This is a genomic window from Pedobacter vanadiisoli, from assembly GCF_042684385.1.
Classification (GTDB): domain Bacteria; phylum Bacteroidota; class Bacteroidia; order Sphingobacteriales; family Sphingobacteriaceae; genus Pedobacter; species Pedobacter vanadiisoli.
Genome location: NZ_JBHULL010000007.1, coordinates 333,646 through 356,286, shown reverse-complemented (window position 1 = coordinate 356,286; position 22,641 = coordinate 333,646). Strand labels below are relative to the sequence as shown.

Sequence of the window (22,641 nt, the reverse complement as noted above, 5' to 3'; positions counted from 1 at the left end):
CTTTGCTGGTCAAATTACTCATGTATAATATGAAAATAATATGGGTTAGCAAACATCTCTAATTGTTTTTGCAAAGATGACCCATAATAATACGGAACCGATGGCGAAAGCACCGAGGATTATAAAAGCACTACTATAACCTATTCCCTGGGCTATCCAACCTCCAATTGCGGGGCTAAACGAAGCACCCAGTCCCTGTACAGTCATCACTGCACCCTGGCCAATATTTACCCTTCCCGTGCCATTCAGTATATGAGCAACCAATCCGGGAACTGCAACACTTTGCAAGCCTGCTCCAATTCCATCTAAAATTTGTACCGGATATATTCCTGTGTGACTATGCATATAAGCAGCAAATAAACCACGTATAGGTAATGACAGGAAAGAAATGAATAATACCAGCCAGTAGCCTCTTTTATCTGCCATCTTTACGGCTAACAGCGAAGTGCCTATCATTACAAGCTGAGCGATGATAATAGTAAAGGCCACGAACATGGAAGCATTACCATGGCTATTTGCGGCTGCGGCGAGGCCGTATAGGGGAAGCATAGCACCATTTCCTAAATGAAAAAATGCTAATGCGCCAGCAAGTATCAACAATGATTTACATTGAAACAATACCTTAAATCCGCTTACTTCATCATTTTTATTCCCCTCTTTCATACCTCTTGCCACATGATCATCAATAGATTTGGCGGGGATCAATAACACTGAAATAATAGATAGCACTCCAAAAGCAGCAGCCAGAATAAATATAGCCGTTATACCGAATTTATACCCCAGGTAACCCGAAAGTGCTGAACCTACTACATTTCCGGCGTGATTAAATGCCTGGTTATAGCCATTTTGTCTGTTAAATCCTTCTTGCCTAACTATTCCCAGCGTGATTCCGATTATAGCCGGACCTATAGCCGATCCGGCAATAGCCGTTGCCACCTGCGAAATGCTAACCAACCAAAATTCTTGTGTGAATAAGATTATACCTGATGCGAGTATAGTGAAGATTGCGGATATAACTACATAAAACCGCTTTCTTTTGGTAGCATCGATTAATGCACCTGCCGGAATAGTCATGATCATTCCGGCTACTCCGCCAATAGTCATTACCGAACCAATCAGTCCGCTTTTCCAGCCATGTGCTAAAAGAAATATTCCCAAAAACGGTCCGATCCCGGCCTGAAGGTCGGCCATGAAAAAATTAAGAGATTGCAATGGCCAGATTACACGCTTATCTGTTACGCTTGTTGATACTTGTGTGTTCATATGATCCTCTTAACAACAGGAGCATAATTATGTTTAAACCCTTAATAGGAATATTTTTAATTAACTTTCTGTTAGTCAGTTGTTTGGGTGTGTTTTTTGGTTGAAATTAAATTTTCTTCATATTAAAATTAAGGTTCGCATTTAAACCAAAAAATTAAAGGCTATTCGCTAATCGGCAGGTCTACTATTGCCTCAAAGAAAAAGTTGCTGCTCTTTATGCTGAAATTTCCATGATGTAAACGCGTGATTTCTTTGACGAGCCAAAGACCAATACCTGCACCGTTTGAGTCTATAGCTTCCCTGTGAAAAGCATTTTGGAGATTCTCAGTCGGGAAACTTTCTTCGTTGATTTTGTTTTTAAAGCTAATGGCGATCTGATCCTTTACTGTAGATTGCCGAATAGAACAGCTGATCATCGTTTCAGGGGCAGCATATTTAACCGCATTTTCGACGAGGTTCATCAATAAGATGTTCAGCTTATCATCATCGGCAACTACTAAAAATGTTTCAGCCTCTTGATCAAAATCAATCGTAGATTGCAGTCCTTTTTGCTGCAGGAATGGTTGAAACCTGTGAAATAACCTGAGTATAACTAATGAAAGGTCTATTTGTTGCTTATGTAAAGTAATGCCACTACTTTTTAGCTGGCTTACCAATAGAAATTCCTGTACCACCTGTTGTAACCTGTTGATCTCGGCTAGCTGGCTTTCCATAAGGCTTGATAGCGCTGCTGTTAAATCTGGTCTAGATAGGTGAACTTCTATTTCGGCACGCATAATGGCAAGCGGTGTCTTTAATTCATGCGAGGCAGAGGCAAAAAAGTTTTGTTGCTGCTGTAACGATTCATCGATCCTTACTAACATGGTATTTATGGTTTCCGTTAATTCCTGTAATTCATCATTCGTTTTCTTAACCGGAATTACATTCCTGAGTTTATGCGCATTGATAAGTTTTGCCGCATTAATAATGCGCTGCACCGGTTGTAATAAGTAAAAAGATAAGATATAGGCAATTAAACCTGCAAGTAAAACACTCAGCAAACTACAGGCAAAAAGCAGTAAGAGCAGGTATTGTAAATTACTGTTCAAATGCTCTGCACTGCGTACGAGCACCAATTCGGCGGGATTATCCTCATTGCTGCTCGCCACGTAAGCAACCCTCATCCCCAAGGTATCGGTTACGCCAGTCTTTGTAGGTGTACGGATATTTTTAATGATGCCCGGCGATTGAAAAACAATTATGGGTTTCCCTGCAGAATGGTACAATACCCTGATGGAAGTGTTTTTATCAGGCAAAGGAATAATGGCAGGTAACACTTCAGTTTTATCCAAAAGTGTTTGGGCCCTGGCTAGCAAATAAGCATCATTATCGGATATCATCAGCATCCTGATCTTCCGATAACAGTAGAGGTTGAAAGAGAAACTTAATAAAATAAAGATCAGGCTGAATGCCGCTGTTATTTTTAATTTGATGCCGAACTGACGATTCCCTATCATTTTTAACCCCGTTCTACTTCGCCTTTAAGTACATAACCCCGACCAATAACCGTATGGATCAATTCTTCATCGTAACCCTTGTCCATTTTTTTTCGAAGCTGGTAAAGGTGCACTTCTATTACATTGCTTCCCGGATCGAAGTTGATATCCCATACTTTTTCAAGGATCTGTGATTTTGTGACCACATTGTTCTGATTAGCGAGCAGGAACTCCAGTAGGGCAAATTCACGATTACTGAGTATTACAGGTTTACCTGCGCGGCTAACTTCTCTTGTGAGCAGGTCTACCTTGAGGTCCGAAACCTGCAATTTGAGTGAACCCTGTGCTAAAGACCGACGTTGTACAGAACGTACCCTGGCTAGTAGTTCGTCAAGCTCAAACGGTTTTTTAAGATAATCAATAGCGCCATGGTCAAGTCCTTTTATAACGTGTTCTGTATCGTTCAATGCACTGATTATAATTACCTGCGTTTGGTTATTAAAACTGCGAAGGTTTTTTAAAATTTCCAAGCCATTGAGTGTGGGTAACATCATGTCCAATAGTATGAGATCATAATTGCCAACCATAGCCATTTCCAGCCCTTTATTGCCATCAGCAACCTGATCACAGATATGACCAGCCTGCGTAAGGCCGTCGGCAATAAACCCTGCTAACTTTAACTCGTCTTCTATCAATAATATTTTCATCTTACTAGGAACGTTTTGTTATCTATCGTGATGCTGAGCACGATGTATACTTTATCATGATTGATGTTAATGAAGCCCTGGTCATCCTGACGTTTTACCGCTATAAGATGAAATGTGCTGCTTTTTTTGATTAACGGTGCGATATCATCTACCAGCCCTGGCTTAAAGTGAAATAAAAGATTATTCTTTTTCATTGCTACAATACCACCATATTGATCGGTGATCAAAATAGGGTGTGCTAATTCGAATTTTTCAGTTTGATGATTTGGAACATCCGGAGGTGGCGGCACGTCATCAAGGATCTGGCTTATGCCTGTCTTATCATTCTTAATGGCTATTAATTGGTAACCCACTAATTCATCACTAGGATTTAAACCATAAGTTACCGTAACCAACTCACCTACAGCACCGATCCTGGTTATCAATGCTGCAGTATGTGGCCGAAAATCGATGGTTATTGAGCCTGCCGTTTTGGTTTTCAGTTGAAGGGCATTGATATCTAAATGAGGATTGTTTTTATACGCGGTAACAATTCCTGTAACTACGCGTTGTTTATGAAACAGTTCTACCTGTGGCCCGTTATGATGCAACGGCTGTTTTGGTAATAGAGGCACTGGGGGTTTTACCAATAACCAAATAATAACCAGCAGTAAAACAATGATCACTACCAGCAGCGGACGGTTACTTTTCATCTTTAATGGCTCACCCTGTAAGTCATTATCTTGCTCCATTTTCATACAACCTGCAAAATATCTGTATTTTATGAGTTAACACCAAAGCAGCCAATTAGTTCATATCCGGTAATAAATAATTTAAGAATAGGAGAGCTATTTAGCTCTCCTATTCTTATTGCATTATCTTAACAGATAGGTTTGGCCATTGATTTCTATGGTTTGTGGACGAACGACGGTTGGGGCACCGGTTTCCAACGCCACACCTGACGGTGCGATGTCTTTAAAGCCGGTTACCACAACTTTATCACCAGCTTTCAATAAAGATTGTAACTGTTCAACTGCAGGTGGCGGCAGATCTATCTCTATTTTATTGTCCAGACTAAGTCCACGGATTGCGCCTCCCTGATCACGCTTAAAATCACTGATTTTTCCTGTAAATGTTCCTGACGGCACATTAACCGGTTCAATAGGCGCAGTAGGCGGGGTATCTACTATTTGCGTTCCACCAACCAGCAAACTCGCCATTTGGAATACGTTTACACCATCCGGCCCATTGTCTGTAAAACCTTTTACAGTTACCGATTTGCCTTTTCCTGCTGCACTCATTAATTGTTTACCCAGTTGTTCTGGAAATCTGACCGTGATCACCTGGCTGCCGTTTTGCAAGGTGAAACTGTTGTAAATGTGCCTGTCATTAGCTTGATAGGCAATAACTTTTCCACTCAGTGACATTAAAACTTTTAAAGGATTTCCTGGTTCCAGGCCACCTCTGTGTCTTTCAGGGCGAGGAGGTATTTCTCCAGGCACTCTGGCCGGTGGTAATGGAAGGTTATCATTTGGACGTACCTGCGCTAGTGCTACTACACTCATCAACGCGAAACAAGCAGTTATTGCTGTTCTTTTGATTTGACTTTTCATATGCTCTTTTTTTGATTTGCAATAATTTTATAGTCCAAAACTACAGGTGCGATCTGAGGAGGGGATGAAAAGCAAATTAAATTTAGTTCATCTGAGATATGTGTGAATTTATAAGGGCTTAATAAAATTCAATATTTTAGAATACCTATGAAAATGTTAATTGTATTGTTTTTGCTTTAATAATGCTTTAAAAAAAACATTGGAATTTCGGGTTGCTATACTTTTAACGGATTGTCCCCATATCATTCTGTTTTATTTACATCCCTAAAAAGTTAATACCCGGCCTGATTTTTTTTCTTGATATGATGGCCCTAAATCTTTATAAATACCTGATATCAAACAGTAATAGATTCTAACTATTCCATTATAGAATTAAATGATTGTGATTAGTTATTTCAATTCTCTAAATTTATCTTAATCTGATCAAGTCTACTAAAAGAATCAGGTTTTACTAACAAAATTATACATATGGAAAAAGAATCAAATGATATTAGCAAGTGCCCGTTTCATAATGGTAGCATGAAGAGCAATGTAGCTGGTGGCGGCACCAGAAATGGCGACTGGTGGCCAAAGCAGTTAAAGTTGAATATTTTACGTCAGAATTCTAGTTTGTCCAATCCGATGGATGCTGAATTTAATTATGCTGAGGCTTTTAAAAGTTTAGACCTGGCAGCATTAAAAGCAGACCTTCATGCACTGATGACTGATTCGCAAGATTGGTGGCCGGCAGATTTCGGTCATTATGGAGGTTTATTTATCCGGATGGCATGGCACAGTGCTGGAACCTACAGGGTAGGCGATGGCCGGGGTGGTGCCGGTGCCGGATTACAACGTTTCGCACCGCTGAACAGTTGGCCAGATAATGTGAGTCTTGATAAAGCCCGCAGATTACTTTGGCCGATTAAACAAAAATACGGGCGTAAAATTTCGTGGGCAGATTTAATGATCCTAACAGGAAATATCGCCTTAGAATCGATGGGTTTCAAAACCTTTGGTTTTGCCGGTGGGCGAGAAGATGTTTGGGAGGCCGATGAATCGGTATATTGGGGCTCTGAAACCACCTGGTTAGGCGGCGATCTCCGTTATGCACAAGGCTCTGAGGGGGCAAATAAAGCACATGGTGTAGTGGTTTCAGATGATGATGCCGATGGCAATGTGCATACCCGTAATTTAGAAAAACCTCTTGCTGCAGTGCAGATGGGATTAATATATGTAAACCCAGAGGGGCCAGATGGAAACCCGGATCCGGTTCTTGCGGCTAAAGATATTCGTGATACTTTTGGTCGCATGGCGATGGATGATGAAGAAACGGTGGCATTAATTGCCGGTGGACATACCTTTGGCAAAACCCACGGAGCTGCTTCAGCAGATCATGTTGGTAAAGAGCCTGAAGCTGCTGATATCGAAAGCCAGGGTTTCGGATGGAAGAATAGTTATGGTTCCGGCAAAGGCGCTGATGCGATTACAAGTGGATTAGAGGTAATCTGGACTACCACACCAACACAATGGAGCAATAATTTTTTCGAAAATCTTTTTGGATTTGAATGGGAATTATCGAAAAGCCCTGCTGGTGCCCATCAGTGGAAAGCCGTAAATGCAGAAGCCATTATTCCGGATGCATTTGATGGATCAAAAAAACACCTGCCAACGATGCTTACTACCGATCTTTCTTTAAGGTTTGATCCGGCTTATGAAAAAATATCAAGACGTTTCTTAGAAAACCCGGATCAGTTTGCTGATGCCTTTGCGAGGGCATGGTTTAAGTTAACCCATCGTGATATGGGACCTTTGGCGCGTTACCTGGGACCAGATGTACCACAGGAAGAGTTGCTTTGGCAAGATCCGATACCGGCGGTTAATCATGCATTGATCAACGAAAGCGACATTGCCGGATTAAAGGCAAAAGTATTGGCTTCGGGGTTGAGTGTGGCCGAACTGGTTTCTACAGCCTGGGCATCGGCTTCTACATTCCGCGGTTCTGATAAGCGTGGTGGTGCAAATGGTGCACGTATCCGATTGGCACCGCAAAAAGATTGGGCCGTTAACAATCCTCCACAATTGCAAAAGGTATTGGGCGTATTAGCAGGTATTCAAAATGAATTTAATGGGGCACAGGTTGATGGCAAAAAAGTTTCCTTAGCCGATTTAATTGTATTAGCAGGTGCAGCTGCAGTAGAAAAAGCGGCCGCTGCTGCCGGGCATTCCGTTACAGTTCCTTTTTCGCCAGGCCGGATGGATGCTTCGCAAGAACAGACCGATATTGAATCTTTTGGTTATTTAGAGCCGGCGGCTGATGGTTTCCGTAATTACCGCAAATCAAAATCTCCCGTTCCTACAGAAGAATTCCTGATTGACAAAGCCCAGTTGCTTACCTTAACAGCCCCCGAATTAACAGTTTTGGTAGGTGGTTTGCGCGTATTGGATACCAATTTTGACGGTTCAAAACATGGTGTATTAACCGGCAAACCGGGCCAGTTAACAAACGATTTCTTTGTGAACCTATTAGATATGGAAACCGCATGGAAAGCAGTTGCAGAAGATAAGGAACTTTATATCGGAAGCAGCCGTTCAACCGGCCAGCCAAAATGGACGGCAACCCGTGCTGATCTTGTATTTGGTTCTAATTCCGAATTAAGGGCAATTGCAGAGGTATATGCAAGTTCAGATGCACAAGATAAATTTGTAAAAGACTTTGTGGCCACCTGGAATAAGGTAATGAATGCAGACCGTTTTGATTTGAAGTAATCAAGGATAGATCGTTTTGTATACAGGCTGTGTCTTAAGCAGGTTTCCTTTAGGTTTTGTCACGTTGAGCCTGTCGAAACGCGTTTTAGGTGTTTTAAAAGAGGTTCTTCAAAAAGCTAAGGATGACACATTAAACTTATGATACAGCCTCTTTTTTATTATTACCTGATGGGAATCTTGATAAAAAAAAATATTAAAAGATTTTCTCATTTATTAAAAACAATTTTCAAACTTATTTGTCTTATAGTTTCATTAGTTTGTTTGGTTTAGTTTTATTGGTGGATGCTGATAAGACAAAGTAATTAGCCTCATAGAAATATGAGGCTTTCTCGTTTATATGGAGCAATAGCCAGCAGGCAAACTGGGAAGAGTAATGATATCAACAGCTATAATATGATGGTGACTTAGGCATATCCGGTTATCCTACTTGTAAAGTGCTGCCGGCTAAAATTTTACCGGTAATTTAGTGCCATTAATCCTTCTGTACCATGATTTTGAGCCGATTTCATCCTGAGGTTAAAAAAAATAAAATATACGAAAGTACTTTTTTAATTTATTAGGCTTATTTTTGCCGCAAATTATAGAACCGCACAGGAGGTTAATTAACACCTGTGAACCTCAACAATTATTAGAAGAACTAATACTTTATCAATGACAAACGACAAAAAAGAAATATTCGAAAGCGTAGCACAACGTTTAAAAATTGAAGGTTTTAATGTAGTAAACCGCGATGAAACCCGTCCTTGGGGAGGTTTCTTTGTAATAGATGAGGCACAGGCACAACAATTTGCCGATACTTATTTTGATGGATTAAACGTTGAAGACCTTAAAATTGGCGGTAAATTAAGCCCGAAAATTTTAATCGTTGCGCCAAATACACGTCTTTCGTGGCAATATCACCATCGCAGGGCAGAAATCTGGCAAGTGGTAACCGGTACGGTGGGCATCAAAACCAGTCAGACCGACGAAGAAGGTGAAGTGAAAAAATATGCACCAAAAGATCAGATCAAATTGCAACAAGGTGAACGTCACCGTTTGATAGGTTTAGATGACTGGGGAGTAGTGGCAGAAATCTGGCAACATACTGATGCTTCTAACCCATCTGATGAGAATGATATTGTTCGTGTTCAGGACGATTTCGGTAGATAATAAACACCTAATATATGGAATCCTGTTCCACAACGGAACGGGATTCTTTTTATCTAAACGCTTAAAAACTAAACGCCTTTCGCTACGCTAAAAAAACTAAACGCTTTCAAAATCCGTTTATAAAGCATACACATCATACATGGTAATTTTCATTTTTTTTATTTGTCATTGGTTTTTATCCCTGTTTAGCCAAACCTTTTTCCTCCACCGTTATTCATCACACAAGATGTTTAAAATGGAGCCTTTTTGGGAAAGGTTTTTCTATCTGGTATTACTGATCTCACAAGGTTCATCATTTTTAAACCCAAGGGCATATGCTATCCTTCACAGGATGCACCATGCCTATAGCGACACTGAAAAAGATCCGCATTCGCCACATTTTTTTAAGGATGTTTTCGGGATGATGATTGCAACAAAAAACATGTATCTCAATTATCTTAAATATAAAATCGAACCCGAACCTGCTTTCCGTGGTAATTATCCGGAATGGCCTTTGATTGACCGGATCGGCGATTCGTGGATTTGGAGAATCAGCTGTGGTTTGTTTTATATCGGTTTTTATATAGCTTTTGCCAATCACTGGTGGATGTATCTGTTGTTGCCGGTCCACTTTTTAATGGGACCGTTACATGGCGCAATTGTAAACTGGTGTGGACACAAATACGGTTACGCTAACCACGATAATGAAGACCATAGCAAAAATTCCTTGCCTTGGGATTTCTTATTAATGGGTGAGCTTTTTCAGAACAACCACCATAAAAAACCGAACAGCCCGAATTTTGCTACCAAATGGTGGGAATTTGATCCAACTTACCCGGTGATGAAAGTACTGCATTGGATGAAGATTATTAAAATTAGAAAAATTTAAGGAGCTAGGTTGAGAGAAAAAAAGACCACAGCTCAAAGCACCAACCGATGATCTGTGGCTTCACTGATCATTATTTAATTCTTCTGAGTTATTTCCTTCCTTTCACTGTCTTGGGTTTTAACTAAACCTAAGGGACGGCAGCAAAAATCCTTTTTGTTTGCAATACCCTACATATACTGTCATGCTGAGGTACGAAGCATCTGCAGCCTATGGAACGGGATACTGCCTTCAGCATAAAGCACCTTAAAAAGATTGAAGAGAATGGCAGGACTATCGCAAGTGATACACACAGGAGCCTGCTTTTTAAATAAAAATGCATTTATGTGAGGCTGTGCCCGTACTGTTCTGATCTTGTAAACCCTAAGGGGTATTTATGTTGTAGCATAAAAATCAATTTGAACGACAGGAGAATTCAAGGGCAGCAGAGTTGAACGACAGCCAGGAGATTTTAAAAGTAAAATCCTTTTTACTTATCTTACCGTATATACTCCAATAAAATTCCTCCTTCTGATGATCAACTTTCTCAAAATCATTTTCTCTGTATTGTTCGTTTTTATGTGCTATAAAGTAATTAGCACTTCGCTGGAAAATAACCTGTTCGAACAATGGGATTTCCTGGGCAGCATACCCTGGATGCGTGCCACACTTTGGGATTTTTACGCTAACATCTTTATTATCACGCTGTGGATGTTTTATAAAGAAAAAAGCATCATTCTTAAAATCTCTATTGTTATTTTGTTCGTATGTTTAGGTAGTATAGCAACCTTAGCCTATGTTTTAGTGCATCTATTCAAACTAAAAGATGGCGAAGGTGTTAAAGAATTACTTTTAAGGCGTTAGGTGCAGGGTTTAAAGTGTAGGGGTCTTATAAGGAGTTTTTTAAAGCAAGCTGATTACCTTTTAAACCTTAAACTTTATGCCGCTCCAAACAGTAAATCTATTATTCATAGCACTCATTTCGTTAATAGCCTGCTGTTTTATTATGGCCATGGTTTGGCTTTGGGCGAAGAAAATTAAAAACGCTGGTGTGGTTGATGTTTTCTGGGCCTTGAATTTTCCTGTAATTACACTGATTACTTTTTTGATGTCGGATGGTTTTGTCCCCCGGAAAATCTTAATCTGCGGCATGTTTTTATTGGCCGAGCTGCGCTTGGGTATTCACCTTTGGCAACGTGTTATTGGTCATTTAGGCGAAGAGGAAGGCAGGTACCAACAGCTCCGTAAAGAATGGGGAGATAAAGCTGATCGGAATTTCTTTGTTTTTTTTCAGTTTCAGGCGATATCAAATGTAATTTTGGCTATTCCATTATTGATCATTACTGCAAACCTATCGCAGGAAATTTCGATTCTCGAATTTATCGGCGCTGTAGTTTGGGCAGTGGCTTTTTTTGGCGAGATGATGGCCGACAGACAGCTTGCCGCATTTAAGAAAGATCCAAATAATAAGGGTAAGGTTTGCGATACCGGCCTGTGGTATTACAGCCGTCATCCTAATTACTTTTTCGAGTGGTTAACCTGGATAGGCTATTTCATCTTTGCACTGGCATCACCATGGGGAATTCTGGCAATTATCAGTCCGGCAGTTATGTTGTATTTATTAACAGGTGTTACCGGTGTACCCAATAACGAAGAGCAAAACCTGAGGAGCAAACCCCTGGCCTATAAAAAATATCAGGAAACAACAAGCGCCTTTTTTCCATGGTCTAAGAAAAAGTAGTCAGAAGTCAGAGGTCCGAAAGACCGGGGGCTGGCTGCTAATATAAAACTGTAAATCAAAAATAAACTATCTGCTATTAGGCATTTTAGGTATAGAACAACAACACCGGACCTCCGACTTCGGACTTCCGACCATCAAACTTCAAACTATATGTGGTACGATAAACTTTTAGAAAACGATAAACTTCCGGATACTGCCTTGCGTATCGGTATCAGAAAATTATGCAAACAACGTCTGGATGACGAAACGCTTGGAGATGCAGAACTGCAACAGGAAAAATTTATGGATCTGGTTGCAGAATTAAAGCAATCGCCGATTGCTGTAAATACTGCAGATGCCAACGAACAGCATTATGAATTGCCAACCGAATTTTTTCAGTACTGTTTGGGGAAAAATTTAAAATATAGCAGCGGTTATTGGAAACCAGGTGTTAAGGATATCGATACTTCAGAAGATGATATGCTGGCTTTAACCTGTAAAAGAGCCGATTTACAAAACGGACAAAATGTTTTAGAGCTGGGTTGTGGCTGGGGCTCGCTTTCGCTTTACATGGCAGCTAAATATCCGGAAAGTACTTTTACTGTGGTATCTAATTCTGCTACCCAAAAAGTTTTTATTGATGAAACGGCAAAACAGCGCGGAATCCAGAATTTAACGGTTTTAACTACCGATATGAATACTTTTACCATTGCTGATACTTTCGATCGTGTGGTTTCGGTAGAAATGTTTGAACACATGCGAAACTATAAATTTTTGCTTAACAAGGTTGCTTCTTTTATGAAACCTGATGCCAAGTTGTTTGTACATATTTTTACCCATAAAACGCTGGCTTATAAATTTGAGGTGATTGATGAAACCGATTGGATGAGCAAATATTTTTTTACCGGGGGCATTATGCCATCAAACCACCTGTTTTTCTATTTTAACGATGATTTAAAGATCGATAAACATTGGGTGGTAAATGGAACCAATTATGGTAAAACATCCGAAGCATGGTTAAGCAATATGGACAAACACAAAAAAGAAATCATGCCGATTTTGGAACGTACTTATGGTAAAGATCAGGCCGTAAAATGGTGGGTATACTGGAGGTTGTTCTACATGTCGTGCGCCGAACTGTTTAATTATAACAAAGGGAACGAATGGATGGTATGCCATTATTTGTTCGAAAAGGTATAACGCAGTGCGTCACCCTGAACTTGATTCAGGGGCTACTTACAGATGCTGAAATGAATTCAGCATGACGATTAATTCAAATCTATCAAAATGCAAACACTCGCCATTATCGGCTCCGGAATAGCAGGCATGGGCTGTGCCCATAAACTGCAGCATAAATACGATATTACCCTTTTCGAAGAGCTCGGTTATATCGGGGGGCATACCAATACCATTACACTTGAAGAGGACGGTAAACCCATTTACCTTGACAGTGGTTTTATGGTTTTTAATTACCAGACTTATCCAAATCTTACAGAAATGTTTTCTGAGATTGAGGCCCCGGTAATTAAAACCGATATGTCTTTCAGCGTGCAGTTTCTGCCTAAAAAATTAGAATACAGCGGATCAAGCTTGAACCATCTTTTTGCCCAGCGGAAAAACCTGTTCAATATTTCTTATTTAAAAATGTTGATGCAGATTAACCGTTTTAACAAGCAGAGTGTCGAAATTTTGGATAAACCGGAATATCAGGATTATTCGATCGGAAAGTTTTTTAAAGAATTTGGTTATAGCAATGATATGCTTTGGCAATATTTGATCCCAATGAGTGCTGCAGTATGGAGCGCACCAATGGAACAGATTTTGGATTTTCCGGCGGTTACCCTAATCCGGTTCTTTAAAAATCATGGCTTTTTGGGCTTAAATACCCAGCACCAATGGTACACGCTGCAAAATGGCAGTCAGGCCTACCGGGAAAAACTGATCGCCCCTTTTCGCGACAGGATCAAGATCAATACTAAAATTGTAGCGGTAAAACGTTTGGAAAACGGTAAAGTCGAAGTGGAAAATCAAAAGGGCGAGAAATTCGAATTCGATAAAGTGATCATGGCCAGTCACGCCGACCAGACTTTCGAAATCGTAAAAGATAAAACAGCACTCGAAACCGAACTGCTCTCTAAATTTAAATACCAGTTAAACCGGGCGGTTATACATACCGATGAAAAGCAGATGCCTGAAACAAAACTGGCCTGGAGCAGCTGGAATTACCGTGTAGAAAAAAATGGCGATAAGTTATTACCGAGCACCATTTATTGGATGAACAGTTTACAGGGTGTTTCTAAAAAGCAGAATTATTTTGTATCCATTAACCCCACCGGAACTTTAAATCCAGATAAGATCATCAAAGAAATCGATTATCACCACCCTTTGTTCGATGTTCCTGCCATGCAGGCACAGGAGCAATTACACAAGCTAAACGAAACCGGGCCGATTTATTATTGCGGAAGTTATTTTAAATATGGTTTTCATGAGGATGCTTATAAGAGTGCTGTTGATTTGTGTAAAGGGATGTAATAACTAAACCATTTTTACTCCATTTGTCATCCTGAATGCAATGAAGGATCTGCTTTAAAAGATTCTTCGCTACGCTCAGAATGACAATGAATTCAGAAAGACAATCCACAAAAAATCGTAAATTGAAGTAATAATAATGAATCTTACATCAAACATCTACACTGCAAAGGTCATGCATCACCGCCTGGCGCCCAAAAAACATTCTTTTTGGTACAGGGTGTATATGTTCTACATCGATCTGGATGAGTTGGATTTGCTTGCCCAAAAACTCCGCTGGTTCAGCAGGAATAAGTTTAACCTCTTTTCTTTTCGCGATGCCGAACACCTACAGTTACCCAAAGAAAATCCAGACCAAACCAAAAATACGCGCCAGCATGTAGAAGATTATTTAAAAGAAAATGGAGTAGATGGTACCAGGCTTAAAATAAAACTGCTTACCAACCTCAATGTGCTGGGTTATAATTTTAATCCGGTTTCCTTTTATTATTGTTTTGATGAGCAGGATAATCCGGTTTGTTGTGTGGCCGAAATCAGCAATACCTACCGCGAAATGAAACTTTTTTTCTTCGGCGAAGATGAATTGGATGGCGATACCTTTAAAAAAATCACCACCAAATATTTTTATGTTTCACCATTTATCGATCACGATGATTCTTTCGATTTTAAATTAAGAGTGCCCAATGATAAACTCGATATTAAAATTGATGATATCGATAAGCAGGGTAACCGGTTTTTTATCAGTACCTTAAAGGGACAGAAAAAGCCACTGAGTAATGCCAGTTTGTTGCGTTGTTTTTTCTCTATTCCCTTAATCCCTCTGCAGGTAATGGGTATGATCCACTGGCAGGCCTTTAAGCTTTGGATAAAAAAAATACCTTTTCATCCAAAAGCCGAAAACCCTGAGCTGCAACGCAACGTATATAGACCCTATAAGCCACAAATAAAATAGATAAAACATTATGAATACGCTTACCGCTACCAGAACATCAACGGGTTTTTTCGAAAGAACTGTCTTAAATGCACTTTCTAAAATGACATTAGGCAAATTGGAACTTTCGTTGCCAAGTGGCGAAACACTGGTTTTTGGAAACGGTGAACATCAAATCGAAGCACATATACAGGTTAACCATCCCGATTTCTTTAAATCCATTGCGCTTTACGGCGATATCGGCTTTGGAGAAGGCTATACGTCGGGTCTATGGGATACCACTAACATTACCAATGTAATTAAATGGGTAATCCTGAATATTGAAAATGCACCATCGGTTACCGGGAGCAAGGCGAAATCTGTTGCACTTAATATTTTTAAATGGGTTAACAAAATCTATCATATGCGCAGGGCAAATACTTTGGCCGGATCGCAGAAAAATATTTCGGAACACTACGACCTCAACAACGATTTTTTTGCGACTTTTCTGGATAAAACCATGACTTATTCAAGCGGTTATTTTAACCCTGGAGATTTAAGTTTAGAAGAATCGCAATATGCTAAATACGACCGCCTGGCCAGGCAGTTAAAAATAAAAGCGACCGATAATGTGCTGGAAATTGGAAGCGGTTGGGGCGGTAATGCTATTTTTCTAGCCAAGAATTATGGTTGTAATGTTACTTCTGTTACCATCTCTAAGGAACAACAAAAACTTGCCATGGAGCGCGTTCATGCAGAAGGACTGACAGATAAAGTTTCAGTTATTATTCAGGATTACCGCAAAATTGAAGGTACTTTTGATAAAATCGTTTCCATTGAAATGCTCGAGGCTGTAGGTCATCAATATTTAGAAACCTATTTCAGGAAATGCCAGAAGTTATTGAAACCCGATGGGATTCTTGCCTTTCAGGTAATTACCTCTCCCGACTGTAGGTACGATAAATTGAGAAACGGTGTAGATTGGATTCAAAAGCACATTTTTCCGGGCTCACTTTTACCTTCGGTAGCTGCCATAAACAAAGCAATAAATGAAACCGGAGAGTTAACCTTGGTCGATTTAAAAGACATGGGGCTTGATTATGCCCGTACCCTTCATTTATGGTTTATCGAATTCAATAAAAACCTTAATAAAGTAAAAGCCCTGGGTTTTGACGAAACCTTTATACGCAAGTGGAATTATTACTTAAACTATTGCGAAGCCGCTTTTGCCATGCGAAATATTAATGTAATGCAAATGGTTTACTCAAGACCAAATAATATTTCAAGGTAGTGAGGTAAGATGGATGATGGTTTTATAGTTAATTGCCCGGTAAGTTAGAAAATGTTATGGCATTAAATTGATTAGCCTTAAGTTATGAGTGGAGTAGTTGATTTGGATAATTAGAGCCATCAATCCTAATTTGACTAATCAAGCCATAAACTATTGACCAATGAACCAATCTATTCGCCGATAAAAGCCTAACGTTTACCGACTAATTAATAGAGTTGGTGTAAAAAGTATAGTGTATAATTGTAACAAAATGCAATTTGCGTAGACTAATTACAAAAGACTAACTCTTAAAATGAAAAAACTTTTACTATTAACTTTTATCCTAGGAATATTTTTTACCGCACATGCCCAGTTTCCCAGTGGCGGCTTTGGTGGAGCAGCCAAAAAAGTCGCTGTTACCGGACGTATTACGGCCATAATAGTTGATTCACTAACAAAAAAACCAATTGATTACGCAACAGTATCGTTAATTACAGTAAAAGACAATAAATCTGTAAATGGTGGAGTAACTGATGAGAAAGGAAAATTATCCTTGCAAAATGTTGCCCCTGATGCTTATAAGCTGATGATTGGTTTTATGGGCTATAAAACGAAAACGGTTTTAGTAACAACTACTCCTTCCAAGCCCGATAACAACATTGGAACCATTTATATCTCCGGCACAGGGAATACTTTGGCTGATGTTGAGGTTCAGGGTACAAAAGCGGTTATCGAAAATAAAATCGATAGAATGGTTTACAATGCCGAAGCCGATGGTACCAATGCTGGTGGTGATGCAACCGACGTTATGCGTAAAGTACCGATGTTATCAGTTGATATGAACGGAAATGTTCAGCTCCGTGGTGGTGCTGTTCGTGTATTGATAAATGGTAAACCTTCTGGTACGATGGCGAGTAGTGTTGCCGATGCATTAAAGATGATTCCTGCAGAGCAGATTAAAAGCGTTGAAGTAATTACCAGCCCGTCTGCAAAATATGATGCTGAAGGATCCGGAGGGATTATCAACATCATCACCAAAAAATCAAATGCACAGGGGGTAAGTGGCTCTGTAAATGCATCTGTTGGTACAAGACAGAATAATGGTGCCTTCAACTTAACTGCAAAAACGGGTCGTTTAAGTGTTAATACAGCTCTTGGAGGCAATTTTGCATACGCTCAAAATTCGAGGGTTGTAATCGTTAATAATACCACATTAAACAATGGCGGTGTGAATAACCTATCACAGGATGGGTACTCAAAATGGAGCAGAAATGGTTTAAACGGTAGCGTTGGAGTTGATTATGATTTTAATGCATACAATAACATTAGCTCTAATTTGAAGTTCAACCGTTTTTCAAATGGCGGACCCGGCGAATCGGATTTTATTTATAATGGCCTTTTTCAAAAAAATATTAGCGATATGGATATGACCTTTAGCAATATGGATTGGAATGTGGATTATAAAAAGACATCAAAGAAAGAAGGGGAGGAGTTTTCCATTTCGGCACAATTATCTACCGGACGTACACCGCAAAGGTTCAGTAATACACTTATTCCTCAGGGATCTTCAACTGGTGTAACTACTGAAAGGAACAACACCAGTAAGAATGATGAATACACTGTTCAAACTGATTATACCTATCCATTTTCTAAATCAACAACTTTAGAAGTGGGGGCAAAAGGGATTTTTCGTACGATAAAAAGCCAGTTCGATTTTTCTTCTCAAGATTTTGATTACAACCAGGATGTTGCTGCTGCTTATGGTGTGATTAACTTTAATTTAACGAAACAATTAAAATTTAAAGGTGGTTTAAGGACTGAATATACTACAATAAGTTTTAATACCAAAGCCAATGGAATTCAGAAGAATGATTATCTGAATTTATTTCCAAGCGCCATCATATCTCAAACTTTAAAAGGTAATACCACCTTAAAACTAAGTTATAACCGTCGTTTACAAAGGCCTGGTCAAAACTATTTAAATCCTTTCCTTAACGACAGTAACCCAATTAGCTTGATGCAGGGAAATCCGTATTTGAATCCAGAATTAAGCGATAACCTGGAGCTGGGCTACAGTACCTTTATTAAAGGATCGGTAATTAATGCATCTGTATTTTACCGACGCACAGGTGGTATAATAGAAAGTTCACTTACTACAACTGCCACAAATACACCCTTAACCACTTATATCAATGTGGGTACTGGCCAGACTTATGGTTTTAATGTATTTGGCTCGTACAATCCTAAACCTAAATGGACTTTAATGAGTAATTTCGGGTTAAATACTTATGAAGTTAATAATAAGGTAGCCAATTTTAATACCGGTACTTTTTTAAACTATAATCTTTTTCTCCGTTCAGCTTATGGTTTCGGCAAAGGCTATAATTTTGAATTATTCGGTGTAGTAAATTCGCCTAGAAGAACTTATCAGGGTAAAACAGACGCTATGGTTTTTTACGGAGCATCGTTCAAAAAAGATATCTTAAATAAAAAAGGTTCAATTGGTGTTAATACGTTAAACCCTTTTACAAAAGATCTTCACATTCAGACTGTAAACAACTCTATTGTACCTACAGGAGCCGTTTTTCAAAGCCAAAATATCTACTATCCATTACGTTCTTTTGGTGTTAATTTTAGTTATTCTTTCGGTAAGCTTAAATATACAGAAAAGAAAAAGATTAAAAACGATGATATTAAGCAAGATCAGCAGCAAGGTGGAATGGGCGGCATACAACAGTAAAAACCCAAATTAAATATATTTTTTAAAAGTCTTTCCATTAATCCGGAAAGACTTTTTGTTTTTAGCCGGAAAATCAAACCATGCCGGTAGTGCCACAGCCAATAAAATTGCTAATAGTGCTTTCAATTGCCTCGCAGATACTGCCTGATCATCATCTTCCCTGCAAATAGACCCTGAAATAAATTACCTCCGGTGAGCTCGCTAATGTTAGATTCAGGGCGACGGGCAGAAAAGAAAACCATTTGTAAGAACATCTTCAGAACAGATTCTTAATTGAACTCCGTTTATAACCTCAATTAAAAGATCACTTAAACTGCTAAAAATTACCTATTGGCATCAAATTGATGATTTTAAATGGCTGTCTTCTGGAGTTTTTGAAGGTGTTGGTGTTGTATTGTGGTTTTTTGCGGTTTTTTGGGTGGATTGTTTGCTTGTTTTTGTAGGATATGCATTTTGTAATGTAAAAAATACTTTCGATTAGTCGCTATTGTCGCCTTTTGTGCGTTTTTGTGCTGTTAAAAAGTTATATTGCAGTAGCTAATTATTAATCTAAACAAATTCAGATATGAGAAAAATCTTTACCTCATTCGTTTTTCTGTGCATTTTACTCACCGGTTTTACTACTTGGGCCCAGGTAAAAACCATAACAGGAAAAATAACTTCTTCTGATGATGGCGGTCCGTTACCCGGAGTAAGTATAAAAATTAAGGGTACTGCAACGGGTACCTCAACCGATGTTACTGGTGTTTTTACCGTCCAGGTACCATCGCCAGGTGCGGTGCTGGTTATCAGCCTTATTGGCTATAAAACCCAGGAAATTACCGTTGGCAGTAAAACTACTGTTAATGCGGCCTTGATTCCTGATGCCCAGGAATTAAAGGAAGTAACCATTTCAACTGCATTGGGTATTACCAGACAGGCCAAATCTTTAGGTTATGCAGCACAAACAGTAAACGATAAAGACCTTAATTTTAATCACCAGCCAAACCTGATCAATGCATTACAGGGCAAAGTGGCAGGTGCAACCATCTCGAGTACAGGCGGAGGTCCCGGGCAGGGCGCAAATATCCGGATCAGGGGAGTCAACTCTATCGATCCGAATATTTCCGGCGATCCTTTATATGTAATTGATGGGGTACAGATTGATAATACAACCTCAACACTGGGAGCTAATCCGGGAGGAACACCTTATGGTGCAAGGGGGGTAAGCAACAGGGCATCGGATGTGAATCCTGAAGATATCGAAACCATCAATATTTTAAAAGGCGGGGCAGCAACCGCATTATATGGTTTAAGGGGAGCTAACGGGGTAGTCGTAATTACCACAAAAAGAGGTAAGGCTGGTGGATTTAATATCAACCTCAACAGTACTTATGGATTTGATAACGTATTGATCAGCCCCGATGTTCAGACAGAATATACCCAGGGTGTTAGAGGGGTTTACACCAATCCTCCCGCTGGTATCGGACCGGCATGGGGCCCAACCATAGCTGAGGCAAAATTGATAGATCCGACACATCCTGACCAGCTGTTTAATAATTATAAACAGGCATTTGGAACCGGACAGCAAATTAAAAATTCAGTTTCAGTTGCAGGAGGAAGTGAAGCCATCAAGTTCTTTTCTTCAGTTTCTCAGCTCTATCAGAAAGGAATGATGCCAAACACCGATTACAAAAACTTTTCTGCGAGACTAAATACCGATTTTATTATCAGTACTAAACTTAAAGCTTCGGTAAATATGAATTTTAACAATTCTGGAGGATATACCTATAGTGCTGACCGATTTGGAGAGAGCTTAGCTTATTGGTCGCCAAGGTACGATGTTTCAAATTCTGAAAATCCTGATGGAACACAGGTATATCTGGGCACTAACAACCCCATTTGGGGTACTGCTAACAACAAACTGAAAGGCGATGTAAACCGCTTTATAGGTGGGGCGAGCGTGGTATATGAGCCGGTTAAATGGTTAAATTTTGCGTACCGTTTTGGTGTTGATACCTATAACGATAACAGGATAAGAACGGCCAGGGGGCCAATGTTTACCGGCGAAAATGTATATGATAATGATTTTGGTTTTTATGGCGAATATAATACTAAATTCAGGACTTTGAACAGCACTTTTGTAGCAACATTCAGTTCGAAAATAGCTGAGGGTTTGAATGGCACATTAAGGGTTGGACAGGAAATTTACGACAAACGTGTTAAGGATATTGGTGTGCTGGGAAGTCAGTTAAGCATTTATAATTTCTTTAATCTGGGAAATGCAAAGGTGTTAACGCCATCTCAAACGATAACAGAGAAAAGGTTGGTTGGCTATTTTGGTGAAGCAACATTTGATTATAATAACTACCTTTTCTTAACACTTACAGGAAGAAATGATATTACCTCAACTTTATCAAAAGATAACAGATCTTTCTTTTATCCATCGGCAAGTTTGAGTTACGTGTTTTCGGATCATTTAAAGCTTCCAACGGCAATCAGTCAGGCGAAGCTGCGGTTATCTTATGCTCAAATAGGAAAAGATGCATTAGAATATGCCACCTCTTCGGGTTTTGTAAGCTATACTAATCTTCCAACAGGTACTACCGGACTAACCATTTCTCCGAATTTGGGAAACCCTGGACTTAGGCCTGAATTTACCAATACTTTTGAGGCGGGTTTAGAAATGTCGTTCCTTAAAAATCGTTTAGGCTTCGATTTCACTTATTATTATTCATTGAGTAAGGATCAGATCGTGCGTGCGCAGGTTTCTTCTGCTACAGGTTACGTTTCATCTTTTATTAATGCAGGTGATATCAGGAATAGAGGGGTAGAACTGGTGATCAATGGAAAACCTATCGTTACCGAACAATTTAAATGGGATGTAAACCTCAACCTTTCAGCCAACAGGAATAAAGTATTAACCATGCCAAATGGCATAACCGAGCTGGTTTATGGTGCGGCCAGGGGTTATGGAAATGCCGGGGTGACCATGAAATTAATTGAAGGGCAGCCTTATGGAAATATTTACGGAAGTTATTTTACCAGGTATTCTCCTCAGGCCCAGGATCCGGTGTTTTTAGATAAAAATCTTCCGTTATTGATTGGTGCAAATGGTTTTCCGGTAATTTCCGGCGGACAACAACGCTTGCTCGGTAATTCACAGCCCGATTATATTATTGGTTTAGGGAATACTTTCAGGTATAAACAATTCAGCTTAAATGTGCTGTTTGATGCACGTTTGGGCTTCGAAAAATATAATTGGTTAGAAGATTTTTATGCGGCTTTCGGATTACCGGATTATACTGCTGACAGAAGATCGTATAAGGTATTTGATGGTGTACTGGCCAATGGAACACCAAATACCAAAGCGGTATGGCTGGGGCAGAATACAGTAGATGGTGTTGATTATGGAGAAGGTTATTACAGGGTGTATTATAGAAATGTTTCTGAACCATTTGTTTCCGATGCTTCTTGGGTACGTTTACGTTCTGCAAGTTTAAGTTATGCCCTTCCGGCAAAATGGCTTCCGGCCAAAACAATAAAATCAGCGAGCTTGTCGGTAACAGGAAATAACCTTTGGTTATGGACAAAATACTATGGTGTAGATCCTGAATCCAGTTCTTTTGATGCAGGCAGCAATAATGATGGTTCTGCTGGTTTTACCTATCCAAGTGCCAGAACTATCCTTTTTTCTATTAATGTTGGTTTTTAAAAG

Annotated in this window: 16 protein-coding genes; 11 read left to right on the top strand and 5 right to left on the bottom strand. The window is 39.5% G+C overall.

Annotation, left to right across the window (positions count from 1 at the left end; translation table 11 throughout):
• Positions 1-45: 45 nt before the first annotated feature.
• The 5 genes from ACFSR6_RS07545 to ACFSR6_RS07525 all read right to left on the bottom strand — a co-directional run bounded on the left by ACFSR6_RS07545 (position 46) and on the right by ACFSR6_RS07525 (position 5,037).
• Complete coding sequence (locus ACFSR6_RS07545) at positions 46-1,263, bottom strand: MFS transporter (RefSeq protein WP_379077094.1); 1,218 nt, start codon at positions 1,261-1,263, stop codon at positions 46-48.
• Between the two features lie 161 nt (positions 1,264-1,424).
• Positions 1,425-2,759, bottom strand: coding sequence for a HAMP domain-containing sensor histidine kinase (locus tag ACFSR6_RS07540; protein ID WP_379077092.1), 1,335 nt, complete (start codon positions 2,757-2,759; stop codon positions 1,425-1,427).
• A 2-nt stretch (positions 2,760-2,761) separates the two neighbouring features.
• The gene (locus ACFSR6_RS07535; protein WP_379077089.1) at positions 2,762-3,445 is read right to left on the bottom strand and encodes a response regulator transcription factor; all 684 of its coding nucleotides are present in this window, start codon (positions 3,443-3,445) and stop codon (positions 2,762-2,764) included.
• Entirely contained in the window at positions 3,442-4,182 is a 741-nt protein-coding gene (locus tag ACFSR6_RS07530) for a hypothetical protein (RefSeq protein ID WP_379077086.1), read from the bottom strand. Before ACFSR6_RS07530 ends, ACFSR6_RS07535 begins: the two co-directional genes overlap by 4 nt.
• 117 nt (positions 4,183-4,299) lie before the next feature.
• Positions 4,300-5,037: a hypothetical protein gene (locus ACFSR6_RS07525; protein WP_379077083.1), complete on the bottom strand. Its 738-nt coding sequence runs from the start codon at positions 5,035-5,037 to the stop codon at positions 4,300-4,302.
• Between the two features lie 468 nt (positions 5,038-5,505).
• Between ACFSR6_RS07525 and katG the strand changes: the two genes are divergently transcribed.
• The 11 genes from katG (at position 5,506) to ACFSR6_RS07470 (ending at position 22,638) form a co-directional block, all read left to right on the top strand.
• Entirely contained in the window at positions 5,506-7,782 is a 2,277-nt protein-coding gene (gene katG, locus ACFSR6_RS07520) for a catalase/peroxidase HPI (protein WP_379077080.1), read from the top strand.
• A gap of 651 nt (positions 7,783-8,433) precedes the next feature.
• A complete protein-coding gene (locus ACFSR6_RS07515) occupies positions 8,434-8,931 on the top strand; it encodes a cupin domain-containing protein (RefSeq protein WP_379077077.1) in 498 nt (165 codons plus the stop codon).
• Between the two features lie 139 nt (positions 8,932-9,070).
• The gene (locus tag ACFSR6_RS07510) at positions 9,071-9,799 is read left to right on the top strand and encodes an acyl-CoA desaturase (protein WP_379077074.1); all 729 of its coding nucleotides are present in this window, start codon (positions 9,071-9,073) and stop codon (positions 9,797-9,799) included.
• Between the two features lie 510 nt (positions 9,800-10,309).
• Positions 10,310-10,639: a DUF1475 family protein gene (locus tag ACFSR6_RS07505; protein WP_379077071.1), complete on the top strand. Its 330-nt coding sequence runs from the start codon at positions 10,310-10,312 to the stop codon at positions 10,637-10,639.
• A 76-nt stretch (positions 10,640-10,715) separates the two neighbouring features.
• Positions 10,716-11,516: a DUF1295 domain-containing protein gene (locus ACFSR6_RS07500; RefSeq protein WP_379077068.1), complete on the top strand. Its 801-nt coding sequence runs from the start codon at positions 10,716-10,718 to the stop codon at positions 11,514-11,516.
• A 150-nt stretch (positions 11,517-11,666) separates the two neighbouring features.
• A complete protein-coding gene (locus ACFSR6_RS07495; RefSeq protein WP_379077065.1) occupies positions 11,667-12,695 on the top strand; it encodes an SAM-dependent methyltransferase in 1,029 nt (342 codons plus the stop codon).
• An 87-nt stretch (positions 12,696-12,782) separates the two neighbouring features.
• On the top strand, positions 12,783-14,027 hold the full coding sequence (locus tag ACFSR6_RS07490; RefSeq protein WP_379077062.1) for an NAD(P)/FAD-dependent oxidoreductase: 1,245 nt from the start codon (positions 12,783-12,785) through the stop codon (positions 14,025-14,027).
• A gap of 136 nt (positions 14,028-14,163) precedes the next feature.
• Positions 14,164-14,976 carry a DUF1365 domain-containing protein gene (locus tag ACFSR6_RS07485; RefSeq protein WP_379077059.1) on the top strand — a complete coding sequence of 271 codons (813 nt, stop codon included), beginning with the start codon at positions 14,164-14,166 and terminating at the stop codon, positions 14,974-14,976.
• A gap of 10 nt (positions 14,977-14,986) precedes the next feature.
• Positions 14,987-16,225 carry a class I SAM-dependent methyltransferase gene (locus ACFSR6_RS07480; RefSeq protein WP_379077056.1) on the top strand — a complete coding sequence of 413 codons (1,239 nt, stop codon included), beginning with the start codon at positions 14,987-14,989 and terminating at the stop codon, positions 16,223-16,225.
• 292 nt (positions 16,226-16,517) lie between these two features.
• A complete protein-coding gene (locus ACFSR6_RS07475) occupies positions 16,518-18,944 on the top strand; it encodes a TonB-dependent receptor domain-containing protein (protein ID WP_379077053.1) in 2,427 nt (808 codons plus the stop codon).
• 565 nt (positions 18,945-19,509) lie between these two features.
• Positions 19,510-22,638: a SusC/RagA family TonB-linked outer membrane protein gene (locus tag ACFSR6_RS07470; RefSeq protein ID WP_379077050.1), complete on the top strand. Its 3,129-nt coding sequence runs from the start codon at positions 19,510-19,512 to the stop codon at positions 22,636-22,638.
• The last annotated feature ends 3 nt before the right edge of the window (positions 22,639-22,641 follow it).

Bases quoted from the DNA above. Each gene is read 5' to 3' on its own strand.
- ACFSR6_RS07475 (WP_379077053.1), top strand. From the start codon at position 16,518: ATGAAAAAACTTTTACTATTAACTTTTATCCTAGGAATATTTTTTACC.
- katG (WP_379077080.1), top strand. From the start codon at position 5,506: ATGGAAAAAGAATCAAATGATATTAGCAAGTGCCCGTTTCATAATGGT.
- ACFSR6_RS07540 (WP_379077092.1), bottom strand. From the start codon at position 2,759: ATGATAGGGAATCGTCAGTTCGGCATCAAATTAAAAATAACAGCGGCA.
- ACFSR6_RS07470 (WP_379077050.1), top strand. From the start codon at position 19,510: ATGAGAAAAATCTTTACCTCATTCGTTTTTCTGTGCATTTTACTCACC.
- ACFSR6_RS07535 (WP_379077089.1), bottom strand. From the start codon at position 3,445: ATGAAAATATTATTGATAGAAGACGAGTTAAAGTTAGCAGGGTTTATT.
- ACFSR6_RS07500 (WP_379077068.1), top strand. From the start codon at position 10,716: ATGCCGCTCCAAACAGTAAATCTATTATTCATAGCACTCATTTCGTTA.
- ACFSR6_RS07505 (WP_379077071.1), top strand. From the start codon at position 10,310: ATGATCAACTTTCTCAAAATCATTTTCTCTGTATTGTTCGTTTTTATG.
- ACFSR6_RS07545 (WP_379077094.1), bottom strand. From the start codon at position 1,263: ATGAACACACAAGTATCAACAAGCGTAACAGATAAGCGTGTAATCTGG.
- ACFSR6_RS07510 (WP_379077074.1), top strand. From the start codon at position 9,071: ATGGTAATTTTCATTTTTTTTATTTGTCATTGGTTTTTATCCCTGTTT.
- ACFSR6_RS07530 (WP_379077086.1), bottom strand. From the start codon at position 4,182: ATGAAAATGGAGCAAGATAATGACTTACAGGGTGAGCCATTAAAGATG.
- ACFSR6_RS07485 (WP_379077059.1), top strand. From the start codon at position 14,164: ATGAATCTTACATCAAACATCTACACTGCAAAGGTCATGCATCACCGC.
- ACFSR6_RS07490 (WP_379077062.1), top strand. From the start codon at position 12,783: ATGCAAACACTCGCCATTATCGGCTCCGGAATAGCAGGCATGGGCTGT.
- ACFSR6_RS07525 (WP_379077083.1), bottom strand. From the start codon at position 5,037: ATGAAAAGTCAAATCAAAAGAACAGCAATAACTGCTTGTTTCGCGTTG.
- ACFSR6_RS07515 (WP_379077077.1), top strand. From the start codon at position 8,434: ATGACAAACGACAAAAAAGAAATATTCGAAAGCGTAGCACAACGTTTA.
- ACFSR6_RS07495 (WP_379077065.1), top strand. From the start codon at position 11,667: ATGTGGTACGATAAACTTTTAGAAAACGATAAACTTCCGGATACTGCC.
- ACFSR6_RS07480 (WP_379077056.1), top strand. From the start codon at position 14,987: ATGAATACGCTTACCGCTACCAGAACATCAACGGGTTTTTTCGAAAGA.